Below are 13,292 nucleotides of genomic sequence, written 5' to 3'. Positions count from 1 at the left end.
GTGACGACACATCGCGTACGCGAAGCAGCGGCAGCTCTCCTTCTGTGGCTATCGGCAGGGGGAGCAGCGGCTCAGCAGACCCTCAACTTTGAAGCGCCGCAACTGCCCGCCGACCTGAGCTGCACGGAGGGCAGCTCCCTGAGCCTCAGCTCGGCTCGCTACAAAGACGGCAAACAAAGCCTGCAATGGCGCTACAGCGCCGGGAATTCTCTGCTCATCGCCCTGCCCCCGCAGCACATCACCCGGACGATCTGGAATCAGGGCGGCCTGAACATGTGGATCTACCACAGCCGCAGCGAGAGCGCATCGACGAAAAACGCCGCGAGCCGCACGAGCGAGCATCCCGCCGAGACCCGAGCCGAAAGCGCCGCCCCCTGCCTGCGCATCGAGATGCTCGACACCGAAGGCCGCGTCTTGGGCGGATTCGACTACCACCTTCAGGCTTCGGGCTGGCGAGCCTGCCGCATGTCCTTTCGCCGCATGCGCGAGCTAGCCGCCGCCCCCGCCCCGAGCTCGCGGAGCGGGCAGGCGAACCCGCCGAGCGCCCTGCCCGTCGCCTGCCGCATCACGGCAGCGCATGCAGGCGGAACCCTGTGGCTGGATCGTGTGATGCTGCCGGAGCCCAAAGCCGATCCGCGCACAACCCCCGACGCCCAGACGCCTGACAACGCCTTGGTCGAGCCCCTGCAACTCGGGCACTGGAGCATGCTCCAGCCCTGGCATCAACTCCGCTGGGATCTCCCCCTGCGCCGCCCCGACGCCCGCGCACGCCGCCACATGAGCGACATCGAGGCGCGGCTCGATGCCGCCATGAGCCTGCCGCAGCTCAGCGCCGTCGATCGGGAACGGCTCGCAGGGCTGTGGGAACGCTTCGGCATTGCGCCCTCCCCGGCCGGCAGCGGCTACTGCGGAGCCCCGCTGCTCTGCGCCGATGAATGCTTCAACGCAGCGGGCGAAGTCAGCTGGCGCGAACTCGATGAACTGATGAACCTGCTGGCTCGCGCGGCCCTCGGCGGCGACGCCGACGCGCGGCAGCGCTACCTGCTGCTCTGGGAATACGCGCTGGATCAGGGCTTTGCCTCCGGCAGCTGCATGGGCACCAACCACCACTACGGCTACGCCACCCGCAACATCTTCCGCAGCGCCTGGCTGCTGCGCGAAACCATCGCCGGGCACGCCGCCGGACGCCGGATACGCGACGCGCTCACCTACTGGTCGGGCCTTCCCGAAGTCAGGCAACGTCCGGCAGCCGATCGCGCCGACCGCTGCGACAGCTGGAACACCCTGCTGCTGCCCCGGCTCATGGTCGCCATGATGGAGCCGAAGCCCGACGAACGCGAGCGCAACCTGCGCGGCCTCGCCCGCTGGCTCAACGCCTCTCTGGAGACAACACCCGGCACCATGGGCGGCATCAAGGCCGACGGCACGACCTTTCACCACAGCGGCTTCTACCCAGCCTACGCCAACGACGGGCTCAGCGCCGTGGGCCAGTACGCTGAACTCTGCGGAGGCACGCCCTACGGCCTCGACGCGGGCGGGCGCACTCAACTGCGCCGCGCTCTGGAAACCCTGCGCAACTGCTGCAACCTGCGCGACTGGCCCTTGGGAATCTCGGGCCGCCACCCCTTCCGCTTCGGCATGACCGACGGCTGCGCGCAAGCCTTTGCCCGACTCGCGGCCCTCGAAAAAGGAAGCGTCGCACGCAGCCTTGCGCGCGACTACGAAAGACTGAGCGCGACCGAGCCCGCCGCCGCGGCCCGGCGCGGCGCGCGCGAACAAACCCCGCGCAGCCCCCGTGCGCCCGAAGCCTTTTTCGCCTACAACCACGCCGCCGCGGGCGTGTACCGCAGCGGCGAAGCCCTAGCCCTGATGAAAGGGTTTAACCAAGACGTCTGGGGCAGCGAAATCTACACCCGAGACAACCGCTACGGGCGCTACCAAAGCTACGGCAGCGTCTGCATCCTCAGCAGCGGCAAGCCCGTCTCTCAGGCCGCCAGCGGCTTCTCCGAGCCCGGCTGGGATTGGAACCGCATACCGGGCGCCACGACGATACACCTGCCGCTCGAAGAGCTTGAAAGCCCCCGCAGCTCGACCCTCATGGCCTACAACCCGCAGTCCTTTGCGGGCGCCGGCTCTCTGGAAGGGCGGGCGGGTCTCTTTGCCCTGCACCTCCAAGAAGCCGACGAAAAGCGCTTCACGCCCGACTTCACCGCCCGCAAATCGGTCTTTTGCTGCGGCGGCCGCCTGCTCTGCCTCGGCTCGGCCATCCGCAACGGCAACAGCCGCTACCCCACGGAAACCACCCTCTTTCAGTGTGCGCGCTCAGCCTGCACCGACGAAACTCCGGCCCCCGAAGGCTGGCTGGCCGACGGCACGGGCAACTACTTCCGCGTCCTGGAAGGCGAGCTGAGAGAAACCTCCGGTCTGCAACAATCGCGCCACAACAAAACCAAGCGACGAACAGAGGGCGAGTTTCGCACCGCGTGGCTCGACCACGGCAGCGCCCCGACAGACGCCCGCTACGCCTACGAAATTCTCGTGCAGCCCGACGCCAAAGCCCGCCGACAGGCCGCCAAACGCAGCCCCTTTGACATCATCGAACTCAGCGACACGCTTCACGCGGCCCTCCACAAACCCTCCGGCACCTACGCCTTCGCCGCCTTCGGTGAGGCAAGCGTAGCGCAGGGCCCGCTTCGCCGCCTCCCGGCCGGCCTGATTGTCCTCTGCCGAACGAATAGCGAAGGCATCCTGACCCTCAGCGTGACGGACCCCGACCTGCACCTCCCCCGCCACGGCCGCAACGTCACGGAAGAGGGCCGAGCCTGCCCCCGCGACATCGTGCTGCGGGGCTCGTGGAGCTTGGCCGAAGCCACTCCGGGCGCATCCGTCACCCCCGTCGGCGACGCAGACAGCCGCCTTCACGTCAACTGCCGCCTCGGTCTGCCCGTCGAAGTGAAACTGCGACGCGCTCCCCGCTGACAGACCGAAGCGCCTCCCCTCCCCCTCGCGGCATCACCCCCCCCTCGCCGGCATCACCCCCTCCTCTCAAGCAGCGCAAAAGCCCCCTCCCGCCGATCTTGGCGAGAGGGGGCTTCTTCATGAAGCGGTTTCGTATCGGATTCGTATCTCTGTTTCCTCAGGGCTGAGCGGAAGCAGCAGCATCCTCCGTCGGCAGCTCAAACGTCAGCACCTCGAAGGTACCGACGCCGACTTCGGCGTCATTCCGAGACATCTTAGCCGTTCCCCCCGGGAAGGCGAAGGTGACCTCATACGTGTCACTGTCCTTCAGCTCACTGCCTTCAGGAATTTGCCAGAAAGACCTGAAAGCTTCGTCCTCCTCGAGTTTCGCGATATCGTCGGTCCTAAAGCTCAGCGTCAGGGTCGCCTCCGTCGCATTCTCCTGAGCACTCAACTTGTAACGCATCGCGCAGTAGTAATTCTGATGAGCACGGGAAAGGATGAAATAGCCTCCCAGAGCCGGAATGTCGGCCGTCGTATCCCCGGCCTGCCCGTTGCTGCCCTGCAAGCGGCAGGTCGCCCCTTGCGCTGTAATCGAGTAAGCCCGGAAGCCCCCGGCGAAGGCTGCCGTCGTAATCGGCTCGAGAGGCTTTTTGGAGCTGTTATTGGAATTATTGCTGTCGTTACAGGCGCTCATACCCAGCAGCGCGGTAGCTGCCGCTATCATCGTTGTAAGGTTTTTTTCATGGGGTTTGATCATGTTTGTTCCCGCGAACATGACGCGAACAAAAGCGGGCATTGTAGCAGACCGCAAAGCTCTGTCAAGGGAAAAGCGAATCGCGTGATGATAAAGCTGCGCGAAAGGCCGCAAAATCGCGGCATTCTGCACCGCGAGCTCTTGGCCTCTCACCCCGGCCTCTCACCTCGGCCTCTCACCCCGGCCTCTCACCTCGGCCTCTCCTCCTACGCCGCAGCTCCTCCTGCGCTGCGGCCTCGGATGCGGGAGGCAGCCCGCAGACAAGCAAAAACCCTCTCACCCGGACGGTGAGAGGGTTGAACCCGACAAGATCAAAAATCTTACGGCTGCGTGGGCGTGTCCGAAGAATCGTTGCCCGACCCGTACCCCATCTCGACGTGCAAAACACCCTGAACGGGGGTCGCCGCCAAGGTGCCGGAGCGAGCGGACGCGATCGCCGTCGCAGCACCGGACGGGAACTCAACGACGATACGGTAGTCAACTTCCGTCTCGAGATCCGCATCACTTTCATCGGTATCAATATTCCAGAACTCGCAGAATTCGGACGAAGACCTGAGTGCATTATCCGTCGTGCCGGCGAAATTGAAGCTCATCGTAGCCGTCGTCGGCTGCTGCTCATTCGGCTCAAGGCTGTAAGAGACCAAGCACTCGAAGGGAACCGCCGCGCCCTCAATAACCAATCCGGCAGGCAAATCGGTCACCTGGCTGCTCCGCGCCAAAGCGGCCTGCGCCTTGACCAACACCGAGCACCCCATCCCGCCGATTGTACCGCTGTAATACTCTGTTCCGGCGGCAAAATCAGTCGTTGAAATAGCGTGAGTCACGCTCGTGTTGCCACCGCCTCCGTTGCTATCGTTACAAGAGTTCAGGGTCAACAGCGCCGCAGCTGTCGCCATCATCAGTGTGTGAGTTTTTTTCATGTCGATATCAGTTGTATATGTTGTCCTGTTCGCTAGAGTGAACGTCCTTATTCTATCTGACATTCAAACAGAATCAAGCGCAAAATACAATCATCGGCATTTCCCCCTTCCGGCGCCCGCCGCAGCGGGGACAGCGAGAAGGACATCTCCCGCAGCAACCGCGGCACGAAAAAGCCCGCCCGGCATGTAGCCGGGCGGGCGAGAGTATGTCAGAGGCGCGGCGCGACCCGATCAGTCATCGGCGCCGACGGAAATCGCATCATCGGCAGCGGCGGGCTCCTCCTCGATCTCGTACATGGCACGCGGCACCGGAACCGCCCCGGGCGCGGGCTCGACGACGATGTTGCGGTAGCGGCTGAAGCCCGTGCCGGCCGGAATCAGGTGGCCGAGAATCACGTTCTCCTTGAAGCCCTCGAGCAAATCAACCTTGCCCAAGCTCGCAGCCTCCGTCAGCACGCGCGTCGTATCCTGGAAGGAAGCCGCCGAGATGAAGGACTCCGTCTTGAGAGCGGCCTTCGTGATACCGTTGAGCACGGGCTCGTAATCGGCGGGGCGACCGTTCATGGCGATCGTCTCCTTGTTGATGCGGGCGAGCTTCGTGCGATCGACCTCATCGTCCCAGAGCAGGCCGGTATCGCCCGGATCCTTCACGCGCACCTTGCGCAGCATCTGCGAGACGATGATCTCGACGTGCTTGTCGTTGATTTCCACACCCTGCACGCGGTAGACCTGCTGCACCTTGTTGACGAGGTGCTCCTGCAGAGCCTCCTTGCCGCAGATGCGCAGAATCTCATCCGAAGCCTCCGAGCCGTCGGAGAGCGGCTCGCCGGCGCGCACGTAGTCGCCGTCGTGCACGATGATGTGGCGATCCATGGGCACGAGGTGCTTGTGCGAGATGGCGCCGTCCTCGGCGTCACGCTCCTCGAGCTTCGTCGACCGGCGGCGGCTCTTGGCGGCAGCCTCCTTCGCCTCGGCGTCGCGGTAGACGGTCACGACCTTCTTGCCGCGAATCATCGCATCATCAATCGAGACAATACCGTCCATCTCCGCGAGCGTGCAGACATCCTTCGGGCGACGCGCCTCGAAGAGCTCGGCCACGCGCGGCAGACCGCCGGTAATATCGTTGGTCTTCTGCACCTTGCGGGGCGTCTTGGCCACCTGCGTACCGGCAGAGATCTTCTGCTTGTCGGAGACGGCGAGGTAGGCGCCCGTCGGGATGGAGTAGACGCGCGGCTTGTCCTTGTCACCCTTGCCCGTGTGCACGATCACGCGCGGAGCGAGATCCTGACGGTGCTCGATGATGACCGTCGTGCCGCGGCCCGACTCGGAGTGGCCGCCCTCGGTGCGGCAGGTGATGCCCTCGATCATGTCCTGGAACTCGACCACACCGCCGACTTCCGAAATGACGGGAATGGCGAAGGGATCCCACTCGGCCACGAGCTGCTTGGCCTCGATGTGCTCGCCGTCCTTGACGTGCAGCACCGCACCCATGGCCATCTGGTAAGACTCCAGCTCCTTGCCCTCGGCGTCGTAGATCTTGACGCTGCCGTTCTTGCAGAGCACGACCATGTTGCCGTTCTCATCCTCAACGCAGCGATCGCGCAGGTTCTCGTCGTAAATGACGCGGCCCGCCGCCTTCGAGACGTACTCCGGACGACTGGCCGCAGCCGTCGCCGTACCGCCGACGTGGAAGGTACGCATCGTCAGCTGCGTACCGGGCTCGCCGATGGACTGAGCCGCGATGACGCCGACGGCCTCGCCCACCTTCACCGGCTTGCCCGAGGCGAGGTTGAGGCCGTAGCACTTCGCGCAGCAGCCCTTGGGCAGATCGCAGGTGAGCACGGAGCGCACGCGCACCTTCTCGATACCCACCTTCTCAATCTGCTTGGCAGCCTCGTCGGTGATGATCTCGTTCTTCGCCACGATGGTCTTCTTGGTAGTCGGGTCAATGATGTCGTCGCAAGTCACGCGGCCGTAGATGCGGGTCGCGAGGCTGGCGATCTCATCATCGCCGTCGTAGATGGCCGTCATGGTGATGCCGTTTTCGGTGCCGCAGTCCTCATCGCGCACGATGACGTCCTGCGCCACATCCACGAGCTTGCGGGTCATGTAACCCGAGTCAGCCGTCTTCAGAGCCGTATCGGCCAGACCCTTGCGGGCGCCGTGCGTCGAAATGAAGTACTCGAGCACGGAGAGACCCTCGCGGAAGTTCGAGGTAATCGGGCGCTCGATGATTTCACCCGAGGGCTTGGCCATGAGGCCGCGCATACCCGAGAGCTGCTTAATCTGCGCCTTGTTACCGCGAGCGCCCGAGTCAACCATCATGTAGAGCGGGCTGGCCACGGCCGAACCCTCGTTGTACTCGAGCTTCGTGTAGAGCTCCTTCTGAATGGCATCCGTCGTCGACGACCAGATGTTCACCACCTTTTCGTAGCGCTCGCCGTTGGTGATGAGGCCCTCTTCGTACTGCTCGGTCACCTTGGCGACCTGCTCGTAGGCGTCGGCAATCATCTTGTTCTTGTTCTCGGGCACGACCATGTCCACAATACCGATCGAGCAGCCCGAGCGCGTCGCCTCCTTGTAGCCGAGAGACTTGAGCGCATCGAGCGTCTCCACCGTCTTCTGCTGGCCGCAGACCTGGTAGCAGCGCCAGATAATCTCGCCGAGCTGCTTCTTGCCGACGTTGCGGTTGATGTAGCCGATTTCATTGGGCCAGATCTCATTGAAGCGCACGCGGCCGGCCGTCGTCACGATCGTCTTGCGGTGCACGTTCTCCTGGTTGAAGGAGAGCTTGTCGAAGGCCTCGCCCTCCTTGCCGTAATCCGGGTTCTTGAGGCGAATCCACTCGTGGTAGCCGATCTTGCGGGCCGCGATGGCGAACTCGACTTCGGAAATCGACTCGAAGAGCGGCAGCAGGTGCTGATTGTCCTGCTTCTCCTTCACCTCCTTCGCGCGGGTGTGCGTCAGGTAGTAGGCACCCAGAATGATATCCTGCGTCGGCGTGCTGATGGGCTTGCCGGAAGCGGGCGAGAAGATGTTGTTGGGAGCCAGCATGAGCAGGCGAGCCTCGAGCTGAGCCTCGACGCTCAGCGGCACGTGCACGGCCATCTGGTCACCGTCGAAGTCGGCGTTGTAGCCCGTGCAGACCAGCGGGTGCAGGCGGATGGCCGAGCCCTCGATGAGCACCGGTTCAAAGGCCTGAATCGAGAGGCGGTGCAGCGTCGGAGCACGGTTGAGGAAGACCGGGTGTCCCTTGGTCACCTCTTCGAGGATATCCCACACAATGGCCTCCTTGCGGTCGATCATCTTCTTGGCCGAGCGCACCGTGTGCACATGGCCCAGCTCCTTGAGGCGGTGGATGATGAAGGGCTCAAAGAGCGTGAGCGCCATCTTCTTGGGCAGACCGCACTGGTTCATCTTGAGGTGCGGACCGATGACGATCACCGAACGGCCGGAGTAGTCGACGCGCTTGCCCAGCAGGTTCTGGCGGAAGCGGCCGCCCTTGCCCTTGAGCATGTCGGAGAGCGACTTGAGCGGGCGGTTGCCGGCACCCGTCACGTGGCGGCCGTGGCGGCCGTTATCGAAGAGGGCATCGACGGCCTCCTGCAGCATGCGCTTCTCGTTGCGCTTGATGACTTCGGGCGTCTGAAGAGCCGAGAGCTCCTTGAGGCGGTTGTTGCGGTTGATGACGCGGCGGTAGAGGTCATTGAGGTCGGAGGTCGCGAAGCGGCCGCCGGGCAGCGGCACGAGCGGGCGCAGATCGGGCGGGATGACCGGCAGAATCGTCAGCACCATCCACTCGGGCTTGCAGCCGCTGCTGCGGAAGCCCTGAGCGAGCTGAAGGCGCTTGGCAATCTTGCGCTTGTTCTGCTTGGAGTTGGTCTTGTCCATCTCCTGGCGCAGCTGGTCGATGAGGGCCTCCAGATCAATGGTGGCGAGCAGGCGCTGAATGGCGGCGGCACCCATATCGGCCTCCGGGGCATCATCGCCGTACTCGTCCTGAAGCTCATCGTACTCCTCCTCCGAGAGAAGCTGGCCGCGCTCGAGCCCGGCCACGTCCTTCGGGTCGATGACGACGTAGTCCTGGTAATAGATCACGCGCTCCAGGTTCTTGACGCTCATATCGAGCATGAGGCCGATGCGGCTCGGGGCACACTTGAAGAACCAAATGTGCGTCACCGGCACCGCCAGCTCGATGTGGCCCATGCGCTCGCGGCGCACGCGCGACGACGTCACCTCGACGCCGCAGCGATCGCAGATCATGCCCTTGTTCTTGGCGCGCTTGTAGCGGCCGCAGGAGCACTCCATGTCGCGGGTCGGGCCGAAGATGCGCTCGCAGAACAAACCGCCCTTCTCAGGCTTGAAGGTGCGATAGTTGATCGTCTCAGGGTTTTTGACCTCGCCGCTCGACCAGCTGAGGATGACCTCGGGGCTGGCCACGGTGATGCAAACCTGGTCGAAGTTTTTGGGCTTCTCTGTGTTAAGGTCAATGAAAGGCATATAAGTGGAATGGGTAAGGGTTGGTTGCTGCCCGCCCGACGGGGGCGGGCAGCGGTGACAGGTTTACATCTCGGAGTCCTCGTCCTCGTCCGGGGTCGCGGACTCTTCGTCCTCATCGGCGAGATCGGCGTCGAACTCGAGCTCGTAGTCGGAGCCGGCGCTCTCATCGTCGTCATCATCGAGGCCCTCGCCCGAAGCGAGCAGCTCGAAGAAGTCGTCGGTGTTCTGCGGCGCGTTCTCGCGATCCTTCTTCTCCGTGGGCTGAACGTTGAGGCAGAGAGACTGCATCTCCTTGATCAGCACGTTGAATGACTCCGGCGTGCCTGCCTCGAGCGAATTGTCGCCGCGCACGATGTTCTCGTAGATGCGCGTGCGGCCCTGCACGTCGTCGGACTTCACGGTGAGCAGCTCTTGGAGCGTATAGGCTGCACCGTAAGCCTCCATGGCCCACACTTCCATTTCACCGAAGCGCTGGCCGCCGTGCTGAGCCTTGCCGCCCAGCGGCTGCTGCGTCACCAGCGAGTAGGTACCCACGGCGCGAGCGTGCACCTTGTCGGCCACGAGGTGGTTGAGCTTGAGCATGTAGGTGTAGCCCACCACGACGGGGTAGTGGAAGTACTCGCCCGTCAGACCGTCGATGAGGCGGCTCTTGCCGGCCACCGTGCCGTCCTTGCCGTCGCCCACCCACGTGAAGCCCTCGACCTTCTTGGCCTGGCTCATGTAGTCCCAAATCTTCGCCTCGTCGATGCCGTCAAACACCGGCGTTGCCACCTTGAAGCCCAGCGCCTTCGCGGCCACGCCCAAGTGAGCCTCGAGCACCTGGCCGACGTTCATGCGCGAGGGCACGCCCAGCGGGTTGAGAATGAGGTCGACGGGCGTGCCGTCCTCGAGGTAGGGCATATCCTCCACCGGCAGCACGCGCGAGCAGACGCCCTTGTTGCCGTGGCGACCGGCCATCTTATCGCCCACGCCGAGCTTGCGCTTCGTGGCGATGTAGACCTTGACTTCGGTGACGACGCCCGGATCCATCTCCGCACCGGCCTCAATCTGGTCGAGGCGGCGGTCGCGCTCTTCGTTCAGATCGGCGAAGCGCGGCTCGTAGGCGTTGATAATCTCGAAGATCTGGTTGCGCACCGGGCTCTCGTTCATCTCAATCTGGTCGTGATAGACCGCGAGCTTGCGGAGCAGCGTCTTGGTGATCTTGCGGTTGGCGGGGATGATAACCTCGTTCGTGCCGGCGCGCGTCACCTCCAGCGGAATCTTCTCGCCGAGCAGGCGATCGGAGAGCTTGCCGGTGAGCTGATCGATGAGGCTGTCCTTATCGCGCTCGTACTCGCTGACAACCTTCTTGCGCTGCTTCTGCGTCTCCTTCTCGGCATCGACATTGGGCGAGCCGGGAGCATTCGAACGAACGACGCGCACGTCCATCACCACGCCCGTCGTGCCCGGGGGCACGCGCAGCGAGGTGTCCTTGACGTCGGCAGCCTTCTCGCCGAAGATGGCGCGCAGCAGGCGCTCCTCGGGCGCGAGATCCGTCTCGCTCTTGGGCGTGATCTTGCCCACGAGAATATCGCCGGGCTTCACCTCCGCACCGATGCGGATGACGCCGTCGCTGCCGAGGTTCTTGAGGGCTTCGTCGCCGACGTTGGGGATGTCGCGCGTGATTTCCTCAGGCCCGAGCTTGGTGTCGCGAGCCTTCTCCTCAAACTCCTCGATGTGGATGGACGTATAGGCGTCCTGCTGCACGAGGCGCTCGGAGATGATGATGGCGTCTTCGAAGTTGTAGCCGTACCAAGACATGTAGGCCACCAGCACGTTGCGGCCGAGAGCCAGCTCGCCGCCGTCGGTGCAGGGACCGTCAGCCAGCACGTCGCCGGCCTTGATGACGTCGCCGCGCGAAACGATGGGCTTCTGATTGATGCAGGTGGAGGCGTTCGAGCGCATGAACTTGCGCAGGTGGTAGACGTAGATGCCCTTGTCGGGATCGCTCTTCACGCTGTCGGGATCGCTCAGCCAGACCTGCGACGAGACCGGGAGCTCGCCGTCGGGCGTGGTGACGATGACTTCGGCCGTGGCGGAAGCGACGATGCCCGGCCCCTTGGCGCAGATGACCGCGCAGCTGTCCAGCGCGCACTTCTTCTCAATGCCGGTGCCGACGAGCGGTGCCTGATTGACCATCAGCGGCACGCCCTGGCGCTGCATGTTGGCGCCCATGAGGGCACGGTTGGCGTCGTCGTGCTCGAGGAAGGGAATGAGGCCGGCGGCAATCGAGATGATCTGCTTGGGCGAGACGTCCATGTACTCGACGCGGCGCGGGTCAACCTCGATGAACTCGCCGTGCTCGCGCGCCGTGACGCGCGGCGTGGTGAAGTGGCCGGTGCCGTCGTCGTGGTCGATGGGGTTGTTGGCCTGAGCGATGAGGTGGTACTCCTCCTTGTCGGCCGTCAGGTAGTCAACCTCGTTGGTGATGATGACCTCGGTGTCGACGACCTCGCCCTGCTCGTTCTTCTTCTCCACCTTGCGAACGCGGCGGAAGGGCGTCTCGATGAAGCCGTACTCGTCGATGCGGGCGTAGGTGCAAAGCGAGTTGATCAGACCGATGTTCGGGCCTTCAGGCGTCTCAATCGGGCAGATGCGGCCGTAGTGCGAGGGATGCACGTCTCGCACCTCGAAGCCGGCGCGATCGCGGTTGAGACCGCCCGGACCGAGGGCGGAGAGGCGGCGCTTGTGCGTCAGTTCGGCCAGCGGGTTGATCTGGTCCATGAACTGCGAGAGCTGGCTGCGGCCGAAGAAGTCGCGCACGACGGCGCTGAGGGCCTTCGGGTTGATGAGCTTGCTGGGCGTGATGTCGTTGCGCGTGGTGTCGCAGAGCGTCATGCGCTCCTTGACGAGGCGCTCGGTGCGGGCGAGACCCACGCGGCACTGGTTGGCAATAAGCTCGCCGACGGCGCGGACGCGGCGGTTGCCGAGGTGGTCGATGTCGTCCACCTGCCCCTCGCCGTGGCGCAGGCGCAGCAGGTACTTGATGGCCGTCAGGAAGTCGATCGGCTGGATGAGGCGGCAGTCCTCGGGCACGTCGAGCCCGAGCTTCTGGTTGATCTTGTAGCGGCCCACGCGCGTGAGGTCGTACTTCTTCTCCTCCTTGAAGAGGCGATCGAGAGCCGTCGCCGCCTGCTGCACCGAGGCGGGATCGCCCGGGCGGAACTTGCGGAAGATCTCCTTGAGGGCGCTCTCGCGGTCGTGCGCGAGGTCCTTCTTGAGCGTCTTGACGAGCGTCTCCTCTTCGCGCTGGTCGATGACTTCAATCTCGGTGATGCCCAGTTCGACCATCTTCTTGATGCCGGCGAAGCTCAGCGGCTCGTAGGCCTTGGCGATCACCGTCACCTTGCGCGAGCTTTCGTCGCCGTGCTTGACGTCCTCGAAGGGGATGAGATACTCCAGCTCGCTGCCTTCCACGTCCGTGAGCTTGAGCTTCTGAATGGTGTAGAACTGCTCGACGATGGAGCGATCGGTCTCGTAGCCGAGGTAGCGCAGGAAGGTGGTCGCGAGGAACTTGTGGCTGCGGCGGCGGCGATCCAAGAAGACGTACATCAGATCGCTGGTGTCAAACTGCACCTCCAGCCAAGAGCCGCGATCCGGAATGATGCGGAAGGAGTAAATGGGCTTGCCGTTCGTGTGGTGAGACTTCTCAAAGCAGATGCCCGGCGAGCGGTGCAGCTGCGCGACGATCACGCGCTCCGCCCCGTTGATGACGAAGGTGCCGCGGTCGGTGATCATCGGAATCTCGCCCATGTAGACGTCCTCGTCGGCCGAGTAGTCGCCGCACTTGAGGCGCAGCTTGACGTAGAGCGAAGCGCTGTAGGTCTCGCCGGAACGAATGGCGGCAATGTCGGAAATGCGGGGCGGCGAGATGCTGTATGATTCGTACTCCAGTTTAATCTGCCCGTCGTAGCTCTCTATCGGGAAGTGCTCGGTGAGAACGGCCTGCAGCCCCATTTTGAGCCGCTTGTCCGGCTCGGTGAAACGTTGGAGAAATTCCTCATAGGATTTGGTCTGGATCTCAATCAAGTTGGGCGGGTCAATGACCTCCTTGATCTTGCCGAAACTGATTCGCTCTTGCTTGGGCTTGGACATGGAGTGGCGGAGATGATGTTGTG

Annotated in this window: 5 protein-coding genes; 1 reads left to right on the top strand and 4 read right to left on the bottom strand. The window is 63.7% G+C overall.

Going from position 1 to position 13,292, the window contains the following annotated elements:
• Positions 1-2,979 carry a chondroitinase family polysaccharide lyase gene (locus tag AC6UAL_RS00200; RefSeq protein WP_500681329.1) on the top strand — a complete coding sequence of 993 codons (2,979 nt, stop codon included), beginning with the start codon at positions 1-3 and terminating at the stop codon, positions 2,977-2,979.
• Positions 2,980-3,136: 157 nt separating this feature from the next.
• Here the strand turns inward: AC6UAL_RS00200 and AC6UAL_RS00195 are convergent, their stop codons facing one another.
• The 4 genes from AC6UAL_RS00195 to rpoB all read right to left on the bottom strand — a co-directional run bounded on the left by AC6UAL_RS00195 (position 3,137) and on the right by rpoB (position 13,269).
• Entirely contained in the window at positions 3,137-3,718 is a 582-nt protein-coding gene (locus AC6UAL_RS00195) for a hypothetical protein (protein ID WP_500681328.1), read from the bottom strand.
• Positions 3,719-4,035: 317 nt separating this feature from the next.
• On the bottom strand, positions 4,036-4,635 hold the full coding sequence (locus AC6UAL_RS00190; RefSeq protein ID WP_500681327.1) for a hypothetical protein: 600 nt from the start codon (positions 4,633-4,635) through the stop codon (positions 4,036-4,038).
• Positions 4,636-4,866: 231 nt separating this feature from the next.
• Positions 4,867-9,135, bottom strand: coding sequence for a DNA-directed RNA polymerase subunit beta' (gene rpoC, locus AC6UAL_RS00185; protein WP_500681326.1), 4,269 nt, complete (start codon positions 9,133-9,135; stop codon positions 4,867-4,869).
• A 63-nt stretch (positions 9,136-9,198) separates the two neighbouring features.
• The gene (rpoB, locus tag AC6UAL_RS00180) at positions 9,199-13,269 is read right to left on the bottom strand and encodes a DNA-directed RNA polymerase subunit beta (RefSeq protein ID WP_500681325.1); all 4,071 of its coding nucleotides are present in this window, start codon (positions 13,267-13,269) and stop codon (positions 9,199-9,201) included.
• Positions 13,270-13,292: the final 23 nt, after the last annotated feature.

The sequence above is a fragment of the Candidatus Parakkermansia intestinigallinarum genome, from assembly GCF_944389695.1.
Classification (GTDB): domain Bacteria; phylum Verrucomicrobiota; class Verrucomicrobiia; order Verrucomicrobiales; family Akkermansiaceae; genus Akkermansia; species Akkermansia intestinigallinarum.
This window is presented reverse-complemented; position numbering and strand designations above follow the sequence as displayed.

Coding starts and splice junctions, on each gene's coding strand:
- rpoC (WP_500681326.1), bottom strand. CDS start 9,135: ATGCCTTTCATTGACCTTAACACAGAGAAGCCCAAAAACTTCGACCAG.
- AC6UAL_RS00190 (WP_500681327.1), bottom strand. CDS start 4,635: ATGAAAAAAACTCACACACTGATGATGGCGACAGCTGCGGCGCTGTTG.
- AC6UAL_RS00195 (WP_500681328.1), bottom strand. CDS start 3,718: ATGATCAAACCCCATGAAAAAAACCTTACAACGATGATAGCGGCAGCT.
- rpoB (WP_500681325.1), bottom strand. CDS start 13,269: ATGTCCAAGCCCAAGCAAGAGCGAATCAGTTTCGGCAAGATCAAGGAG.